A 17,117-nucleotide genomic window follows, 5' to 3' on the forward strand; every position below is an offset into this window, starting at 1 on the left:
CCACCCAGCCATGTGGCGGAGACGATTCCAACACTCATGATTCGAGGGGAATTACCCATGCGCCTTCGTGCAACCGTCGCCGGCCTCGCGCTGGCCGTCTCCAGTCTGTCCGCCTCCGCCGAGACCATCCGCATCGCCATCGGCACCCAGGACACCACCATCAACTGCGCCACCGGCGGCCTGCTCATTCGCGAGCTGGGCCTGCTGGACAAGTACCTGCCCCATGACGGCAAGTACAAGGACGCCGACTACCAGGTGGAGTGGAAGAACTTCACCAGCGGCGCACCGCTGACCAACGAAATGGTCGCCGGCAAGCTGGACTTCGGCGCCATGGCCGACTTCCCCGGCTCCTTCAACGGCGTCGCCCACCTCGACGCCGGCAAGCGCAGCCTGTTCATCAGCGTGCTGTCGGGCAGCACCCAGGGCAGCGGCAACGGCATCGTGGTGCCGGCGTCGTCCAGCGTGCAGTCCCTGGCCGAGCTCAAGGGCAAGACCATCTCCGTGCCCTTCGCCTCCACCGCCCACGGCATGCTGCTGCGCGCTGTCGCCGCCCAGGGCTGGGACCCGGAGAAGGACGTGCGCATCATCGCCCAGCCGCCGGAGATCGCCGGCTCCGCCCTGCGCAGCAACCGTATCGAGGCCCACGCCGACTTCGTGCCCTTCGCCGAGCTGTTCCCCAGCCGTGGCTTCGCACGGAAGATCTACGACGGCTCCCAGGCCAAGTCGCCGACCTTCCACGGTGCCCTGGTGGATGCGGCCTATGCGAAGAAGTATCCGGAGATCGTCACTGCCTACCTGCGCGCCAGCCTGGAAGCCGACCGCCTGTTCGCCGAGTCGCCCGAGAAATACAGCGAGCTGATCGAGAAGGTCACCGGCATCGAGGCCGAGGTGAACTTCCTGTTCCACGGCCCCCTCGGCCTGCAGACCCGCGACCTCACCTGGAAGCCCGAGTACCGCAAGGCCGTGGCCACCTCCATCGACACCCTCAAGCTGCTGAAGAAAACCGACCGCGGCCTGGACACCGCGCAGTTCATCGACGACCAGTACATCCGCGCCGCCTTCAAGGCGTCCGGTCAGGACTACGACAAGGCGCTGAAGAACTACGCCCCGCTGCCGCTCAAGGCCAACGACGCGCTGACCGGCAAGCCGATCACCGACTTCAAGCGCCTGGCGCAGATCTGGGTGCGCGGCGAGGACAAGGTCCGTCACTACGCCTCGCCGGAAGCCGCACTGACCGCATTGGCCCAACTGGAGAAGGACGGCAAGGACATCCGCGCCATCTACGCCCAGGCCGCCGACAGCGGGATCAAGCTGCTCGCCAACCAGGCCTGGTATGTGCGGGGCGACAAGGGCGAGCTCTCTGCCTTCCTGCTCAAGGAGCAGGCCGAGCAATACGCCCAGCAGAACGGCGGCACTGCGCTGGATTTCGTCAGTGCCAATCAGGCGCAGGCCGTCGCCAGCCGCTGATTGCGAACACGTAGGGTGCGCCGTGCGCACCGAGGCCCCGCTGCGGCGTCTCCGGTGCGCGCAGCGCACCCTACGGTAGACCGAGGAAGTCATCCATGACGAACCTGTACCGCTGGCCCCTGCGCCTCGCCTCGCTGGCCGCCTGCCTGCTGTTCTGGCAGCTGGCTGCCACTGCGCGGCTGGACCTGGGCCTGTTCACCTTCACCTATGTGCCCACGCCCGCTGCCGTGCTCGACGCCGCCTGGCAGTTGGCGCACTCCAGCAAGCTCCTGCCGCACCTCGCCAGCAGCCTGGCGCGGGTCTTCGCCGGCTACCTCGCCGCCGCCCTGCTGGGCGTGTTGCTGGGGCTGGCCATCGGCCGTTCGAAATGGGCCGAGGACAGCCTGCTGCCACCACTCGAAGTGCTACGGCCGATTCCCGCGGTGGCCTGGATTCCCCTGGCCATCCTGATGTTCCCCTCGTCCGAGCTGTCCATGGTGTTCATCACCTTCACCGGCGCACTGTTCCCCATCCTGCTCAACACCGTGCACGGCGTCGAAGGCGTCGACCCGCGCCTGATCGCCTCGGCCCGCAGCCTCGGCGCCGGGCGCCTGGCGATCCTGCGCGAGGTGATCCTGCCGGGCGCGACGCCGAGCATCGTCACGGGGCTCGCCATCGGCATGGGCACCTCCTGGTTCTGCCTGGTCACCGCCGAAATGATCTCCGGCCAATTCGGCATCGGTTACTACACCTGGGAGTCCTACGTGGTGCAGAACTACCCCGACATAGTCGTCGGCATGCTGCTGATCGGCCTGCTCGGCATGGGCAGCAGCGGCCTGGTGAAACGCCTCGGCGCCGTGGCCACGCCCTGGTACCACGCGCGGAGGGCTGCCTGATGAGCGCCTTCGAGCAAGCCGTGGAACCCGGCCGCATCGAGGCCCGTGGCATCTCCATCCGCCTGGGCCAGGGCCGCGACGCCTTCGAGGCGGTGCAGTTCCTGGACTTCGCCATCGCACCGGGGGAATTCGTCTGCATCCTCGGCCCTTCGGGCTGCGGCAAGTCCACGCTGCTTGGCGCGCTTGCCGGCCACCTCAAACCCAGCGCCGGCCGCCTGGACGTGGATGGCCAACCGGTGGCGGGGCCTTCGCCCGAACGGGGCATGGTGTTCCAGCACCACACCTTGCTGCCCTGGCGCAGCGTGCTGGATAACGTCGCCTTCGGTCTGAAGATGCAGGGCCTGGGCAGGTCCGAACGCCGCCGCCAGGCCGCCGAGTTCCTGCACCTGGTGGGCCTGGAGGAATTCGCCGGCCGCTGGCCGAGTCAGTTGTCCGGCGGCATGCAGCAGCGCGCCGAAATCGCCCGCGTGCTGATCAACCGCCCGCGCCTGTTACTGATGGACGAGCCCTTCGGCGCCCTCGACGCACAGACCCGCTCGCGCATGCAGGAACTGCTGCTGGATATCTGGACGCGCATGCGCACCACCGTGGTGTTCGTCACCCATGACATCGATGAAGCGCTGTTCCTTGCCGACCGCATCCTGGTGATGAGTCCGCGTCCCGGCCGCTTCATCGAAGACCTGCGCCTGGACTTCCCGCGTCCGCGCCGCGCCAGCCTGCTCACCAGTCCCGGCTTCACCCACCTCAAGCGCCATTGCCTGGAACTGCTGCGCCATGAAGAAGGCCGCGAGCTGCCACGGCTGACCCCGCTGGGCTTGCCTACCGACCACCCGCCACTGCGAATCGCCCTATGACTGACCGTACAACCGACAACCCCGACATCCTCGACCTGCTTCCGCGCCTTGCCGCCGATGACGCTGGCGTGCGCCGCATCGCCCTGATCGAACTGGCCGACCTGGAAGACCCCGAAGGCTTGCCCTGGCTCACCGATGCCCTGGTGGTGGACCCGGCGGCCGAGGTGCGCGCCGAAGCCGCCCGCCTGCTGGAAGCCTGGGAAGAGCCCGAAGTGGTGCAGGCACTCTGCGCCGCCCTGGCCGATGGTGCCGAGCCCGTGCGCCTGGCCGCTGCCCAGAGCCTCAGCGAGCTGAAGACACTGGAGGCCGGGCGCGTGATCCTCCCCTGGGTGAGCCATGCCAACGCCTTCGTGCGCAGTAGCGCCCTGCGTGCGTTGCGCGAGCTGCGTCTGGAGGAAGCCGCCTGCCCGGCTCTGCTGGCGCTGGAAGATGTCGACGCCGTGGTGCGCCGCGAGGCGGTGGGCATCCTGGGCTGGCTGAAGCATGACTCTGCGTTGCCGGAATTGGCGCGACTGGCCAGTGATGACGCCGACACCGAAGTCCGCCGCGCCGCCACGGGTGCCCTCGGCCTGGCCCGCGACGCCAGCGTATTGGCCGCGCTGTATGCGGCCTTGCGTGATACCGCCTGGCCGGTACGCGAGGAAGCTGCGACCACCCTGGGCAAGGTCGGCCTGGCAGACGCCGGTCCCGCACTTGTGCAGGCCCTGACCGACGATTACTGGCAGGTGCGCCTGCGCGCCGCCCGTGCCCTGGGTCGCCTGCGTTATCGCGAAGCGCTTGGAGAATTGGCCGTACTGCTCGGCCACGGCATCGCCAACCTGCGCAAGGAAGCAGCGCTGGCCCTCGGTGAGTTGGGCGACGCCGCCGCACTACCCGCCCTGCGCCAGGCCGAGGCCGACGGCGACCCGGAAGTGCGCAAGGCGGTGCGTATCGCCTTGGCGCAACTGCAAGGGGCGGCCTGATGGACGCCCCCAGCGCACTGCGCAATCTCCGTAATCAGACCTGCCTGACGCTGGAGTGGGCGGATGGCGAACGCCAGACGATCAGCCACGCCCGCCTGCGCGGTGCCTGCCCCTGCTCGCAATGCAGGGCGGCGCGGCTGCGCGGGGTGATCGCGGTTGTGGATGAAGGCGTGCGTCTGGAGCGCATTGCCCTGCAGGGTTATGGCGTGCAGCTGGTGTTCAGCGATGGGCACGAGCGGGGGATATTTCCCTGGGGGTATTTGCGGGAGTTGGGTTGCGCAGGATCAGACCGGTAGGGTGCGCTGCGCGCACCAGAACCTCCGAGCGGGATTCCCGGTGCGCACGGCGTACCCTACAGGGGAGCTCGTAGGATGGGTGGAGCTTGCGATACCCATCGACCAGCGCTGATGGGTATCGCTTCGCTCCAGCGGAACGCCGCCCGCCACATCCTACGAGAGATGGCTATGGCGGTTCAGAACGGCCTGTCCCCCAGAATCGTCGCGCGGTGCATCACGCGGCGCTGCGGGCGGTAGTCATCCACGGCGAAATGCTGGGTGATGCGGTTGTCCCAGAAGGCCACGTCGTTGGCCTGCCAGCGCCAGCGGATGGTGAATTCCGGGCGGGTGGCGTGGGCGAACAGGAAGCGCAGCAGCGCGTCGCTTTCCGCTGCCGAGAGCTCGTTGATGCGGGTGGTGAAACCTTCGTTGACGAACAGCCCCTTGCGCCCGGTGACCGGGTGGGCGCGCACCACCGGGTGGCTACGGGGCGGGTGCCTGCGCTTGGCGTCTTCCAGGCGCTCGTGTTCTTCGGGCGTAAGGCTGAAGCGTTCTTCGGGGAAGGAGCGGCTGAGGTCGTGGGTGGCGGTGAGGCCTTCCAGCAACGATTGAATCGGTTTCGACAGGGCGTCGTAGGCCGCGCTGCTGCTGGCCCAGAGTGTGTCGCCGCCATAGGGCGGGAGTTGCTTGGCTGCCAGCACCGCACCCAATGCCGGGGTTTCCAGGAAGGTCACGTCGGTGTGCCACAGGGCATTGTCGCGCACGTCGGTGACGGCGGTGTCCAGTACCAGCACTTCCGGTTGCTCGGGGATGTTCGGGTAGATCGGATGGATATGCAGGTCGCCGAAGTTGCGGGCGAAGGCGGCCTGCTGTTGCGGGTTCAGCGGCTGGTCGCGGAAGAACAGCACCTGGTGGTCGAGCAGGGCGCGTTCCACCGCTTCGCGCTGCGCGGTGTCGAGGGGACGGTTGAGCTCGAGCCCTTCGACGACGGCGCCGAGGGCGGGGGAGAGCGGGGTGATGTGCAGGGTCATGGCAGTGAATCTCCAGAAAGCGTGGAGCGGGGATTCCCCTCACCCCGGCCCCGCTCTGCGCCCCGGCCTGATCGCTTCGCGTTCAGTCGCTCATAGACGCCGGAAGCGATGCTTCCAAACGCGCGCCTATTCGCCCCAGGGGGAGAGGGGGTCATGCGTGGATCAGTGGCTCTGCCCGTGCCAGGGCACGAGCTTGCGTTGCAGGGCGCGCAGACCGAGTTCGAGGGCGAAGGCGATCAGGGCGATGACGAGGATGCCGAGGATCACCACGTCGGTGACCAGGAACTGCGCCGCCGACTGCACCATGAAGCCCAGGCCGCGCGTGGCCGCCACCAGTTCGGCGGCCACCAGGGTGGACCAGCCGACGCCCAGGCCGATGCGCACGCCGGTGAGGATGTCCGGCAGGGCGCTGGGCAGGATCACATGGCGGATCAGCTGCGCCGGGGTGGCGCCCAGGGACTGCGCTGCGCGCAACCGAGCCGGGTCGACGGTGCGCACGCCGGTGGCGGTGGCAATGGCGATGGGCGCGAAGATCGCGAGGAAGATCAGCAGCACCTTGGACAGCTCGCCGATGCCGCACCAGATGACGATCAGGGGCAGGTAGGCCAGTGGCGGAATGGGCCGGTAGAACTCGATCAGCGGATCGAAAATGCCTCGGGCGATGCGGTTGCGGCCGATGGCGAGGCCCAGCGGAACGGCGGTCAGCACCGCTGCCAGCAGGGCCACGCCGATACGCCCGAGGCTGGCGCCCAGGTGCTGCCAGAGGCTGGCGTCCATGTAGCCCTGGGTCAGCAGCACCCAGCCCTTGCGGGCGATGGCCTGCGGGCTGGGCAGGAACAGCGGTTCGATCAGGCCGGCGGTGGTCACCGCCCACCAAGCCAGCAGCAGGCCGCCAAGGGTCAGCAGGCTGATGGACAGGGTGCTCAGCGGTCGACGCTGGCGCGCTTTCACGGTCGGGTTGGCCTTGCTGGCCAGCGGCAGTTCGAGGCTGCTCATGCGCTTCTCCTCTGGCGTTCGGCGAAGACCTGGGCGAGCACGTGCTCGCGGGTTTCGATGAAGTGCGGGTCGGACTTGAGCGCCCGCGCGCTTTCCCCGGCGGCGTAACGCTGGCCGAAGTCCAGGCGAAGGCGCTCGCTGATGCGGCCGGGATTGGGCGACAGCAGGATGAGTTCGGTGGCGAGGAACACGGCTTCCTCGATGTCGTGGGTGATCAGGAACACCGGTTTGGCGGCGCGACGCCAGACCTGCAACAGCAGTTCCTGCATCTGCTCGCGGGTGAAGGCGTCGAGGGCGCCGAAGGGCTCGTCCATCAGCAGCACCCGTGGGGCGGCGGCCAGCGCGCGGGCGATGCCGACGCGTTGTTTCTGTCCGCCGGAAAGCTCCCAGATGCGGCGTTGGTCGAAGCCCGCCAGGTCCACCAGAGCGAGCATGTCGCGGGCCCGCGCCTCGCGTTCGGTACGGGGTACGCCGGCCAGTTCCAGGCCGAAGGCGACGTTGCCCAGCACGTCCTGCCAGGGCAGCAGGGCGTCGTCCTGGAACACCACGCCGCGCTCGGCTCCAGGGCCGCTGACAGGCACGCCGTCGAGGCTGATGCGCCCGGCGCTGGGGCTGACGAAGCCAGCGATAAGGTTGAGCAGCGTGGTCTTGCCACTGCCGGAAGGGCCCAGGGCCACCAGCAGTTCGCCGGGCCCCAGGTCGAGGGAAATGTCGGTCAGTACCGGCTCGACCGTGCCGGGGTACTGTGCGCTGATGCGCTCCAGCTTGAGTAAGGCCATTTTCGAATGCTCTTGATAGACAGCGGCTCACGATCCGCTGCGCGTCGGCGGGGCGTTGTTGAAAACGACCTTGGACTGCTCACTTACAGACGTAAGCTCCGCGTCCTCGGTCGTTTTCGCCTAGCCCCGCTCTAGCTCGCTGGATCGGTTGCGTGCTGGATCAGTTGGTGACGTATTGGGCGCTGACGTAGGGCGCGTAGTCGGGCAGCACGGCGTCGACCTTGCCCTGTTCCTTCAGGAAGGAAGCGGTCTCGGTGAGCGCCTGGGTGGTGGGGGAGCCCAGGGCGGTGGCCTGGTCGGCCGCCAGCGGGAAGACGTTGCCCTGCAGCAGCAGCGGGATGTCCTCGGCCTTGGCGCCGGAGAGCTTCACCAGCTTGTCGATGTTGCCCTTGTCGGCCAGCCAGGCTTTCGGGTCCTTGCGGTAGTCGGCGTAGGCGTCGAGGGTCACCTTGGCGAAGGCACGGACGACTTCCGGGTGCTTCTCGGCGAAGTCCTTGCGCACGATCCAGGCGTCGAAGGTGGGCGCGCCCAGCTTGCCCAGTTCGGCGGAACTGATCAGCACCTTGCCGTTGGACTTGGCCACGCCCAGGGCCGGGTCCCAGACGTAGGTGGCATCGATGTCGCCGCGCTGCCACGCGGCGATGATGGCCGGTGGCGCGAGGTTGAGGATGGTCACTTTGGTGGGGTCGATCTGCCAGTGCTTGAGGGCCGCCAGCAGGCTGTAGTGGCCGGTGGAAACGAAGGGCACGGCGATCTTCTTGCCGATCAGGTCCTCGGGCTTGGCGATGCCAGCGCCGTTGCGCGCCACCAGGGCTTCGGCGTCGCCGATCTGGGTGGCGATGAGGAAGGTCTGGATCGGCAACTGGCGGGTAGCGGCCGCCGCCAGGGGGCTGGAGCCGACATAGCCGATCTGCACGTCGCCGGAGGCAACGGCGGTGATGACGTCGGCGCCGCTGTCGAACTTGCGCCAGTCGATCTCGGATTTGCTCGCCTTCTCGTAAGAGCCATCGGCCTGGGCCACCTTGGCCGGGTCGACGGTGGTCTGGTAGGCGACGGTGAAGTCCGCGGCCTGGGCGCTCAGGGCCAGGCTGCCAAGGGTCAGTGCCGCCAGCAGGCGACGGGGGAACAGGGACGGGATCATGGGGGGCTCCTCAACGGGCTTGGGCCGGTCTTGGAGGCCGGGCCACGGGACAGGGGGATGCTGCGATCGGGGTGTCCGGTGGTCCGGTGAGCAGAATTTAGATGATCTAAAAAACAGCGAATAAATAATTTTTTGGAATGAGCTTAGAGATCGCGAAAGGTCGAGGGCTGGAATCTTTTATTCCATATAGTTATTTACATCTGAAAAATAATTCTTTTTTGAAATTAGCAGCCGCCCCCTAGAGTGGCGGCCTGCCGAAAGCGGACCGCCGCATCGCACTTGCACCGGAGCCTGTGAAAACGACAGTGGCTTCGAAGGTCACGCAGCGGCGTAAAGCGTCTGCTCCTGCTCCGGGCACCCAACACCCATAAAAGATCGCAATGGAGCATCGAGCATGAACAAGTCGTCCCTCGCCCTGGCCGTCGCCTTCGGCGTGCTGGCCCAGCAGGCCGCCGCCGGCGGTTTCATCGAAGACAGCAAGGCCAGCCTGGCCCTGCGCAACTTCTACATCAACTCGGATAACCGCGAAGGCACGGCGGCGCCCTCCAAGCAGGAGGAGTGGGGCCAGGGCTTCCTGTTCAACTACGCCTCGGGCTACACCGAAGGCACCGTCGGCGTCGGTGTCGACGCCCTCGGCCTGTTGGGCGTGAAGCTGGATTCCGGCAAGGGCACCCACTTCAACCCCACCAGTGCCAACTATGGCGGCACCGTGTTCCCCACCGACGAGGACGGCCGCGCCAAGGACGACTTCGGCAGCCTGGGCGTGACCGGCAAGCTGCGCTTCTCCAAGACCGAAGCGCGCCTCGGCACCCTGCTGCCGAAGCTGCCGGTGGTGACCTACAACGACGGCCGCCTGCTGCCGCAGACCTTCGAGGGCGGGCAGGTGACCTCCAGCGAGATCGCCGGCCTGACCCTGGTGGGTGGCCAACTGGAACACGCCAAGGGGCGTAACTCCAGCGACGCCCGCGGCCTGTCCATCGCCGGGGCGAACAACGCCCGCACCGGCCAGTTCGTCAACAAATTCTATTTCGCCGGCGGCGACTACAAGGTCAGCGACAACCTGCTGGCGCAGTACTACTACGGCAACCTGGAGGACTTCTATCAGCAGCACTTCCTCGGCCTGACCCACAACTGGGCGCTGCCGGTGGGCGCGCTGAAGTCCGACCTGCGCTACTTCTACAGCGACTCCGACGGCAAGAACGCCAGCGCCGCCGGCCGCCGCGAAGGCTTCCGCAGCGCGGGCAACTGGGCGGCCAACGACCCGGACCGCTTTGAAGTGGACAACCGCGCCTGGAGTGCCCTGTTCACCTACACCCTGGCGGGCCATGCGGCGAGCCTGGGTTATCAGCAGCTCTCCGGTGACAGCGCCTTTCCCTTCCTCAACCAGGGCGACGGCGCCACCGCCTACCTGATCACCGATCGTCAGATCGGCAAGTTCGCCAGCGCTGGCGAGCGCACCTGGGTGGCGGAGTACGGATACGATTTCGCCAAGGTCGGATTACCGGGGCTAAAGGCAACCGCGACCTACCTGAAGGGCAGCCACCTCGAAACCCAGGGCAGCGACCAGGGCGAGTGGGAGCGCGACGTGCGCGTCGACTACGTGCTGCAGGGCGGCCCTCTCAAGGGGCTGGGTGCTTCCTGGCGCAATGCCTCTCTGCGCAGCGATGCAGTACGTGACCAGGATGAGAACCGGTTGATCCTCAGCTATACGCTGACCTTGCTGTAATAGGGGCCGGCACGCCTGCGGCCGGCTTGGCAAATGGATTCGCCCCTGCACGGGCTGCTCCCCCTCCCTCCGGGAGAGGGGGAGGGGGTGAGGGGACTGAGCCCCGCGCGGTGTCCCAATGCAGACCTGTGGTCTGCATGGCGAATGAATTCGCTCCCATGAGGGATAGTCTCTACACGGAGACGCCCGCGCAGCCCCGTCCGCATGGGTTTCGCAACCGTTGAGCAGCAGAAAGGCTGTACAACTCAACGGCTCTGTTATACTCCGGCTTCCGTCAGGCATACGCCCGGACGCTAGGCCTCCCCTCAGGCCAGCAGGACCGGTCGGGATCGCGCGCCATTGCCGTGATTCGAGCCAGATACGAACACCCCATCGGGCCAGCCCCTAGAACTACACAGGATTTCCCATGTCCTTTGCTTCCCTCGGTCTCTCCGAGGCCTTGGTCGGTGCCGTCGAGGCCGCCGGCTACGCCCAGCCTACTCCCGTGCAACAGCGGGCGATTCCCGCCGTGTTGCAAGGTCGCGATCTGATGGTCGCGGCCCAGACTGGCACTGGCAAGACCGCCGGTTTCGCCCTGCCGATCCTTGAGCGGCTGTTCCCCAACGGCCATCCGGACAAGTCCCACCGGCACGGTCCGCGCCAGGCGCGGGTGCTGGTCCTGACTCCGACTCGCGAGCTCGCAGCGCAGGTGCATGACAGCTTCAAGCTCTATGCCCGCGACCTCAGCCTGATCAGCACCTGCATCTTCGGTGGCGTCGGCATGAATCCGCAGGTACAGGCACTGTCCAAAGGCGTCGACCTGCTAGTGGCGTGCCCCGGCCGTCTGCTGGACCTGGCCGGCCAGGGCAGCGTCGACCTTTCCCATGTGGAGGTCCTGGTACTCGACGAAGCCGACCGCATGCTCGACATGGGTTTCATCCATGACGTCAAGAAGGTCCTCGCCAGGCTCCCTGCCAAGCGCCAGAACCTGCTGTTCTCGGCGACCTTCTCGAAAGACATCGTCGACCTTGCCAACAAGCTGCTGCACGATCCCGAACGCATCGAAGTGACGCCGCCGAACACCACGGTGGAGCGCATCGAACAGCGTGTGTTCCACCTGCCGGCCAGCCACAAGCGTGCCTTGCTGGCGCACCTGATCACCGTGGGCGCCTGGGAACAGGTGCTGGTGTTCACCCGCACCAAGCATGGCGCCAACCGCCTGGCCGAGTACCTGACCAAGCATGGCCTGCCGGCTATGGCGATCCATGGCAACAAGAGCCAGAACGCCCGCACCAAGGCACTGGCCGACTTCAAGGCCAACGATGTCCGCATCCTCGTGGCGACCGATATCGCTGCCCGTGGCCTGGACATTGACCAACTGCCGCATGTGGTCAACTTCGAGCTGCCGAACGTCGAGGAAGATTACGTGCACCGTATCGGCCGGACCGGCCGTGCCGGCCGCAGTGGCGAGGCGATCTCGCTGGTGGCGCCGGACGAAGAGAAGCTGCTGAAGTCCATCGAGCGCATGACCAAGCAGAAGATCCCGGATGGCGACACCCAGGGCTTCGATCCGTCGAGCGTCGAGGTCGAGCGCCCCGAAGCGCGTCCGCCGCGTCCTGAGCGCCAGCCGCGTGCCGACCGTCCCAAGCGTGAAGGCAAGGCGCCTGCCGCCGCTGCCGAAGCAAAGGGCGGCGAGGAAGGCGGCGAGGGTAAGCCGCGCCGCAGCCGCAATCGTCGCGGGAAAGGTAAAGGCAAGGAGCAGGACAAGGCCCAGCAGGTCGCCCAGCCAGCTCAGCCAGCCAAGGAGGCTCGTCCACAGCGTCCGCCGCAGCCTGGCCAGGATCGTGATCCGGAAGAGTTCCTGGATGACGAAGTCGACAACTTCGGTAACCGCGTCGACTACGTGAGCCCCTATGTCGGTAAGAATCAGGGCCGCGGACAACGCCGGGGTGGCCAGGGCCAGGGCCAGGGTCAAGGCCAAGGCCAGGGCGCACGCCAGGGTCAAGGCCAGGCGCAGCCGCAGGGCCGCGGTGGCCAGCCACGCGGCCAGTCCCAGGGCGGCGGTCAGAAGCAAGGCCAGAAGCCGGGCCAACAGCGCCAGGGTAAGCCCGCCAAGGGCCGTGGCCCGCGCCGTGAGGATCCGTTGGTCTCCCGTGGTCGTGACGAGCGCTCGGAGCCGGCCGTGCAGGATCCGCGCAGCAGCAAGCCGCAGCCGAAGATCATCCTCAAGGAATCGCGTGGTGATCGTTACCCGACGCCGGAGCAACTGGACGAACTGCAGCAGCAGACCCGTCCGCGCGGCGAAAAGCCGGCACTGCTGACCCGCAACCGCTGAGTTTTCCTCAGTAACAAGAACGCCGGCTGATGCCGGCGTTCTTGTTTGTGCGGTCTTGCAGAATGCAAAACGCCGGCAATCGCCGGCGTTCTGTCAGACGCGGCAAGCTTACGCGCGCACACCCTCGATGGAGATGATCAGCTCGGCTTCCTGGGAGGCCGGGCCGAGGTCCTTCTGGATCTCGAAGTCCTTCAGCTTGATCTTGGTGCTGCCTTCGAAACCGGCGCGGTAGCCGCCCCATGGGTCGTCGCCCTGGCCAACGAACTTGGCTTTGATCACGACTGGCTTGGTCACGCCGTTCAGCGTCAGGTTGCCGGTCACGTCAGCGGTGCCCTGGCCGGTCGATTTGACCGAGGTGGACTCGAAGGTAGCGGTCGGGTTCTTGCTGACGTTGAGGAAGTCGCCGCTGCGGATGTGCTTGTCACGTTCTGCGTGGTTGGTGTCGACGCTGGCGGTCTTGAGAGTCACCTTGACCTTGCTGGCTTCGGGATTCTTCTCGTCATAGCTGAAGGAACCGTCGAAGTCCTTGAAGGTGCCGTAGATGAAGCTGTAGCCGAGGTGGCCGATCTTGAAGTTGACGAAGGCGTGCTGGCCTTCCTTGTCGATCAGGTAATCAGCGGCCATGGCCTGGCCGGCTACCAGGGCTGCGCCCAGGGTCAGCGCGGCGAAGGTTTTCTTCAGCATTGATCAATCTCCTAATTGAGGTGCAGTGTTATTTGGCGGCGCGCCCGAGCATGCGTGTCAGGGTGGCGTCGCGGTCGATGAAATGATGTTTCAGGGCCGCCAGGGCGTGGATGCCGGCGAAGATCACCAAGCCCCAGGCCAGATACTCGTGGATGACACCGGCGACGTCTTCCTGGTCGGGAATCGCCGTCAGGGTGGCCGGTACTTCGAAGAGCCCGAATACGCTGATGCCGCGACCTTCCGCGGTAGAGATCAGGTAGCCGGAGATCATCACGGCGAAGAGACCAACGTAGAGGACCAGATGGCCCAGCTTCGAGCCCAGGCGGGTCATCGGGCCGTGGTTGGGCAGGGCCGGCGGCGGCGGGCTGGCGAAGCGCCAACCGAAACGTGCCAGCATGACCACGAAGAGCAGGATGCCGATGCCCTTGTGGATCTCCGGCGCGGTCTTGTACCAACTGCTGTAGTAGTTCAGCTCGACCATCCACAGCCCGAGGCCGAAGAGGCCGAAGAACACCAGAGCCACACCCCAGTGGAGGATGATGCTGACCAGGCCGAAACGAGACGGCGAGTTGCGCCACTGCATGAATGAGTCCTTCTAGATCGCAGAGGGTGAGAAGACGCGAGGGACAAGCCTAACGACAAATCTATCGAATTAAAGCGGAAAATTTCGCTTTGAAATATCGAGTAAAACGATACTTGTCGTCTGTAGGAACTAGCAGGGGCCGGCTGTAGGATGGACTTGAACAGCTGGGTGCGGAAGTTGGGAAGCCTCTGGGAATGGGCCGGCGGCGCAGACGTGCGCCGCCGGTTCCGGACTCAGTTGAACAGGCGCGAGAAGAAACCCTTCTGCTCTTCCTTGGTGGGCGCAGCCTTGGCTACCGCCTCAGGTTTAGTCTCGGCGGCGGTTTCGACAGGAGCAACGGCCTTGCCGGCTTTCAGGTCTTGTACCTGGGTGGCCGCGCGCAGGCCGCTGCGCAGTGCACCTTCCAGGGTGCCCGGATAGAGTGCGTCGGTATGCTCGCCGGCGAATACCACACGGCCCAGGGGCTTCTCCCACAGGCGCCAGTAGAGACTCATTTCACCCGGGCCATAGGCCAGGTAAGCGCCGCCGGCCAGGGAGTCCTTGCCGAAGCGACGCAGCTCCGAGCCCTTGAACTGCTCGCGAGCGCCCGGATACAGGCCGTCAAGGCGGATCAGGACTTGATCGACCAACTGTCGATCGCCGAAGGCCTGCATCAGGCGGGCATTGTCACCGGCCAGGTTGACCAGCAGGTTGGCGCCACCCTTGAGGGCCGGTTCGACCCAGATCATGCCCAGACCCTTGTCGCTGAAGACCTCGCCGGAAAGGCGGCTCTTGCCCCACACGGGCTTCTTGAACTTGAGCAGGATCTGATCACGCCAGCCGTAGTTGATGTCCTTCAGGGCGCGCACCTGCAAGGTCGACAGCGATGGCGTGAGGCTGATCTTGGTAAGGGCCGGCAGCGGCACGGCGAGCACCACATAATCGGCCTTGTAGCCAGTCGGGCCGACCTTGACGGTGACGCCGTCCTGCTCCTGCACAATGGCGGAGACGCGAGCATTGGTCTTGATGGTCTTCAGTGGCTTGGCCAGCGCCTGGGCAAGCAGTTGGCTGCCGCCGGGCAAGCGCGCGGCACGCATCTCGGTGTCCGGCAGGCCGCGGTAGACGCGGGCTTGCTGGGCCAGATACAGCAGCGATAGGCGCGAGGGCTCGTCGTAGCGGGCGCGGATGCGCTGGTCGACCAGGGCGCGCGCGGTCGGTGACAGGGCCAGCTTGTCCAGCCAGCGGGCAACGCTGATGGAGTCGAGGGTCTGCAGGGTGTGGTTGACCGTCGGCTTGAGTGGGTCGTCGATGGAGGCGGCCAGTTCATCCAGGCTCTTGTCGAAACGCTTCAAGCCTTCGACGGTGCTGGGCGCTTCCTTGAGCAGGTCGGCCTCGGTGAAGTAGCGGCCACCGACCAGGTAGCCCGGGGTGCGCACGTAGTCAGGTGCCGGAACGGCCTTCAGTTTGAAGGTGTCCAGGTAGCGGTAAAGGCTGGGTTGCAGCTTGGCGCTACCGACCCACTCGCTGGTGGCCAGGCCCGAGCGCCCGCCGATGTTCGGCTTGGCTTCCAGCACGGTGACCTGCCAACCTTTCTGTTGCAGCTCATAGGCCGATGTCAGGCCGGCCAGGCCGCCGCCAATGACGATGGCCGTCGGCTGTTTGTCCTTGCCCAGCGCGGTCACGCTGAACGCCCCCAAAACGATCAGCGCCAAGGCGCGCCACGTTGCAAACATTGGTATTTCCCCCGGAAAAGCACCGACTCTGGATAACGGCGCGCAGGATACGCCAGCCCTCGCGGCCCGGCCATACGTGTCCTGCAACGACCGGATCACGTCCAGCTTGTTCATGACGGAGGCATTGCATAGGCTTCCCCGATCATTACAGGAGAGCAGCACATGGGCCTCAATGCCGATTGGATGCAGCGCGACCTCGCCGTGCTTTGGCACCCTTGCACCCAGATGAAAGATCACGAGCGCCTGCCGGTCGTCCCCATCCGCCGGGGCGAGGGCGTCTGGCTGGAGGACTTCGAGGGCAAACGCTACCTGGACGCCGTCAGCTCCTGGTGGGTCAATGTGTTCGGCCATGCCAATCCACGCATCAACCAGCGCATCAAGGACCAGGTGGACCAGCTGGAGCACGTGATCCTTGCCGGCTTCAGCCATCAGCCGGTGATCGAGCTGTCCGAGCGCCTGGTGAAGATCACGCCCAAGGGCCTGGATCGGGTGTTCTACGCCGACAACGGTTCCTCCGGCATCGAAGTGGCGCTGAAGATGAGCTACCACTTCTGGCGCAACCAGGGGCTGGAGCGCAAGAAGCGCTTCGTCACCCTGACCAACAGCTACCACGGCGAAACCGTGGCTGCGATGTCGGTGGGCGACGTTGCCCTGTTCACCGAGACCTACAAGTCGCTGCTGCTGGACACCCTCAAGGTGCCGACCCCGGACTGCTTCCTGCGCCCTGAAGGCATGTGTTGGGAAGAACATTCGCGCAACATGTTCGCGCACATGGAGCGGACGCTGGCGGAGCATCACGAAGAGGTCGCGGCGGTGATCGTCGAGCCGCTGATCCAGGGCGCCGGCGGCATGCGCATGTACCACCCGGTGTACCTCAAGCTGCTGCGCGAAGCCTGCGACCGCTATGGCGTCCACCTGATCCATGACGAAATCGCCGTCGGCTTCGGCCGCACGGGCACCATGTTCGCCTGCGAGCAGGCCGGCATCGCCCCGGACTTCCTGGTGCTGTCCAAAGCCCTGACCGGCGGCTATCTGCCGATGGCCGCGGTACTGACCAGCGAGGCTGTCTACCAGGGCTTCTACGATGACTACCAGACGCTGCGCGCCTTCCTCCATTCGCATACCTACACCGGCAATCCGCTGGCCTGTGCGGCGGCGCTGGCGACCCTGGATATCTTCGAGGAAGACCGGGTAATCGAAGCCAATCGCAAGCTCTCCACGCGCATGGCCACCGCCACCGCCCATCTGGCCGACCATCCGCACGTGGCCGAGGTGCGCCAAACCGGCATGGTGCTGGCGGTGGAAATGGTCCAGGACAAGGCCAGCAAGACGCCGTTCCCGTGGCAGGAGCGCCGTGGCCTCAAGGTGTTCCAGCATGCCCTCGAGCGTGGCGCGTTGCTGCGGCCGCTGGGCAACGTGGTGTACTTCCTGCCGCCTTACGTGATCACCGAAGAGCAGATCGATTTCCTCGCGATCGTTGCGACCGAGGGCATCGACATTGCCACCCGCGACTCGGTGAGCGTCAGCGTGGCGACGGACCTGCACCCGAACCACCGCGATCCGGGCTAGCCCGCGCAGGTCGCGCCGAGTGGGGTTGCGCTGAGCGGGGCGAAGCCCAACGAGCCCCGCTCGGGGGCTTTCCCCGTTGGGCTTTGCTGCGCTCAGACCTGTGCCGCCCGCCCCAACCTACCCGGAGGCGCTGCCAGGCCTTAAACTGC

At 66.1% G+C, this 17,117-nt stretch carries 15 protein-coding genes; 8 read left to right on the forward strand and 7 right to left on the reverse strand.

The window, feature by feature from the left end; all coding sequences use genetic code 11:
- Window positions 1-57 precede the first annotated feature (57 nt).
- The 5 genes from OXH74_RS09045 (at window position 58) to OXH74_RS09065 (ending at window position 4,454) form a co-directional block, all read left to right on the forward strand.
- Entirely contained in the window at window positions 58-1,467 is a 1,410-nt protein-coding gene (locus OXH74_RS09045) for an ABC transporter substrate-binding protein (protein ID WP_375740920.1), read from the forward strand.
- 95 nt (window positions 1,468-1,562) lie between these two features.
- Window positions 1,563-2,342: an ABC transporter permease gene (locus tag OXH74_RS09050; RefSeq protein ID WP_375740921.1), complete on the forward strand. Its 780-nt coding sequence runs from the start codon at window positions 1,563-1,565 to the stop codon at window positions 2,340-2,342.
- Window positions 2,342-3,196 (forward strand): ABC transporter ATP-binding protein, encoded by an 855-nt coding sequence (locus OXH74_RS09055; protein ID WP_375740922.1) that lies wholly within the window; start codon window positions 2,342-2,344, stop codon window positions 3,194-3,196. Before OXH74_RS09050 ends, OXH74_RS09055 begins: the two co-directional genes overlap by 1 nt.
- On the forward strand, window positions 3,193-4,158 hold the full coding sequence (locus OXH74_RS09060) for a HEAT repeat domain-containing protein (RefSeq protein ID WP_375740923.1): 966 nt from the start codon (window positions 3,193-3,195) through the stop codon (window positions 4,156-4,158). The genes OXH74_RS09055 and OXH74_RS09060 overlap by 4 nt, the downstream gene beginning before the upstream one ends.
- Window positions 4,158-4,454, forward strand: a complete 297-nt coding sequence (locus tag OXH74_RS09065) for a DUF971 domain-containing protein (protein WP_375740924.1) — start codon at window positions 4,158-4,160, stop codon at window positions 4,452-4,454. The genes OXH74_RS09060 and OXH74_RS09065 overlap by 1 nt, the downstream gene beginning before the upstream one ends.
- A 176-nt stretch (window positions 4,455-4,630) precedes the next feature.
- On the opposite strand, the gene tauD is transcribed toward OXH74_RS09065, so the two are convergent.
- From tauD to tauA, 4 genes are all read right to left on the reverse strand, one after another.
- Window positions 4,631-5,464 carry a taurine dioxygenase gene (gene tauD / locus OXH74_RS09070; protein ID WP_375740925.1) on the reverse strand — a complete coding sequence of 278 codons (834 nt, stop codon included), beginning with the start codon at window positions 5,462-5,464 and terminating at the stop codon, window positions 4,631-4,633.
- A gap of 162 nt (window positions 5,465-5,626) precedes the next feature.
- Window positions 5,627-6,460: a taurine ABC transporter permease TauC gene (gene tauC / locus OXH74_RS09075; protein ID WP_375740926.1), complete on the reverse strand. Its 834-nt coding sequence runs from the start codon at window positions 6,458-6,460 to the stop codon at window positions 5,627-5,629.
- The gene (gene tauB, locus OXH74_RS09080) at window positions 6,457-7,239 is read right to left on the reverse strand and encodes a taurine ABC transporter ATP-binding subunit (RefSeq protein ID WP_375740927.1); all 783 of its coding nucleotides are present in this window, start codon (window positions 7,237-7,239) and stop codon (window positions 6,457-6,459) included. The genes tauC and tauB overlap by 4 nt, the downstream gene beginning before the upstream one ends.
- Before the next feature lie 160 nt (window positions 7,240-7,399).
- Entirely contained in the window at window positions 7,400-8,380 is a 981-nt protein-coding gene (gene tauA / locus OXH74_RS09085; protein WP_375740928.1) for a taurine ABC transporter substrate-binding protein, read from the reverse strand.
- Between the two features lie 394 nt (window positions 8,381-8,774).
- Between tauA and OXH74_RS09090 the strand changes: the two genes are divergently transcribed.
- Complete coding sequence (locus OXH74_RS09090) at window positions 8,775-10,106, forward strand: OprD family porin (RefSeq protein ID WP_375740929.1); 1,332 nt, start codon at window positions 8,775-8,777, stop codon at window positions 10,104-10,106.
- Between the two features lie 406 nt (window positions 10,107-10,512).
- Window positions 10,513-12,420 (forward strand): DEAD/DEAH box helicase, encoded by a 1,908-nt coding sequence (locus OXH74_RS09095; protein WP_375740930.1) that lies wholly within the window; start codon window positions 10,513-10,515, stop codon window positions 12,418-12,420.
- A 108-nt stretch (window positions 12,421-12,528) separates the two neighbouring features.
- Here the strand turns inward: OXH74_RS09095 and OXH74_RS09100 are convergent, their stop codons facing one another.
- From OXH74_RS09100 to OXH74_RS09110, 3 genes are all read right to left on the reverse strand, one after another.
- Window positions 12,529-13,104 carry a YceI family protein gene (locus tag OXH74_RS09100; protein ID WP_375740931.1) on the reverse strand — a complete coding sequence of 192 codons (576 nt, stop codon included), beginning with the start codon at window positions 13,102-13,104 and terminating at the stop codon, window positions 12,529-12,531.
- Between the two features lie 28 nt (window positions 13,105-13,132).
- The gene (locus OXH74_RS09105) at window positions 13,133-13,687 is read right to left on the reverse strand and encodes a cytochrome b (protein ID WP_375740932.1); all 555 of its coding nucleotides are present in this window, start codon (window positions 13,685-13,687) and stop codon (window positions 13,133-13,135) included.
- A 233-nt stretch (window positions 13,688-13,920) separates the two neighbouring features.
- The gene (locus tag OXH74_RS09110) at window positions 13,921-15,399 is read right to left on the reverse strand and encodes a flavin monoamine oxidase family protein (RefSeq protein ID WP_375740933.1); all 1,479 of its coding nucleotides are present in this window, start codon (window positions 15,397-15,399) and stop codon (window positions 13,921-13,923) included.
- Window positions 15,400-15,561: 162 nt separating this feature from the next.
- On the opposite strand from OXH74_RS09110, the gene OXH74_RS09115 reads away from it, so the two are divergent.
- Complete coding sequence (locus OXH74_RS09115) at window positions 15,562-16,968, forward strand: adenosylmethionine--8-amino-7-oxononanoate transaminase (RefSeq protein WP_375740934.1); 1,407 nt, start codon at window positions 15,562-15,564, stop codon at window positions 16,966-16,968.
- Window positions 16,969-17,117: the final 149 nt, after the last annotated feature.

This window comes from Metapseudomonas boanensis (assembly GCF_042232855.1).
Taxonomy (GTDB): domain Bacteria; phylum Pseudomonadota; class Gammaproteobacteria; order Pseudomonadales; family Pseudomonadaceae; genus Metapseudomonas; species Metapseudomonas boanensis.

Excerpts from the sequence above, each read along its gene's own strand:
- OXH74_RS09115 (WP_375740934.1), top strand. The coding sequence starts at position 15,562 with ATGGGCCTCAATGCCGATTGGATGCAGCGCGACCTCGCCGTGCTTTGG.
- OXH74_RS09065 (WP_375740924.1), top strand. The coding sequence starts at position 4,158 with ATGGACGCCCCCAGCGCACTGCGCAATCTCCGTAATCAGACCTGCCTG.
- OXH74_RS09060 (WP_375740923.1), top strand. The coding sequence starts at position 3,193 with ATGACTGACCGTACAACCGACAACCCCGACATCCTCGACCTGCTTCCG.
- OXH74_RS09090 (WP_375740929.1), top strand. The coding sequence starts at position 8,775 with ATGAACAAGTCGTCCCTCGCCCTGGCCGTCGCCTTCGGCGTGCTGGCC.
- tauD (WP_375740925.1), bottom strand. The coding sequence starts at position 5,464 with ATGACCCTGCACATCACCCCGCTCTCCCCCGCCCTCGGCGCCGTCGTC.
- tauA (WP_375740928.1), bottom strand. The coding sequence starts at position 8,380 with ATGATCCCGTCCCTGTTCCCCCGTCGCCTGCTGGCGGCACTGACCCTT.
- OXH74_RS09100 (WP_375740931.1), bottom strand. The coding sequence starts at position 13,104 with ATGCTGAAGAAAACCTTCGCCGCGCTGACCCTGGGCGCAGCCCTGGTA.
- OXH74_RS09055 (WP_375740922.1), top strand. The coding sequence starts at position 2,342 with ATGAGCGCCTTCGAGCAAGCCGTGGAACCCGGCCGCATCGAGGCCCGT.
- tauC (WP_375740926.1), bottom strand. The coding sequence starts at position 6,460 with ATGAGCAGCCTCGAACTGCCGCTGGCCAGCAAGGCCAACCCGACCGTG.
- OXH74_RS09110 (WP_375740933.1), bottom strand. The coding sequence starts at position 15,399 with ATGTTTGCAACGTGGCGCGCCTTGGCGCTGATCGTTTTGGGGGCGTTC.
- OXH74_RS09105 (WP_375740932.1), bottom strand. The coding sequence starts at position 13,687 with ATGCAGTGGCGCAACTCGCCGTCTCGTTTCGGCCTGGTCAGCATCATC.
- tauB (WP_375740927.1), bottom strand. The coding sequence starts at position 7,239 with ATGGCCTTACTCAAGCTGGAGCGCATCAGCGCACAGTACCCCGGCACG.
- OXH74_RS09045 (WP_375740920.1), top strand. The coding sequence starts at position 58 with ATGCGCCTTCGTGCAACCGTCGCCGGCCTCGCGCTGGCCGTCTCCAGT.
- OXH74_RS09095 (WP_375740930.1), top strand. The coding sequence starts at position 10,513 with ATGTCCTTTGCTTCCCTCGGTCTCTCCGAGGCCTTGGTCGGTGCCGTC.
- OXH74_RS09050 (WP_375740921.1), top strand. The coding sequence starts at position 1,563 with ATGACGAACCTGTACCGCTGGCCCCTGCGCCTCGCCTCGCTGGCCGCC.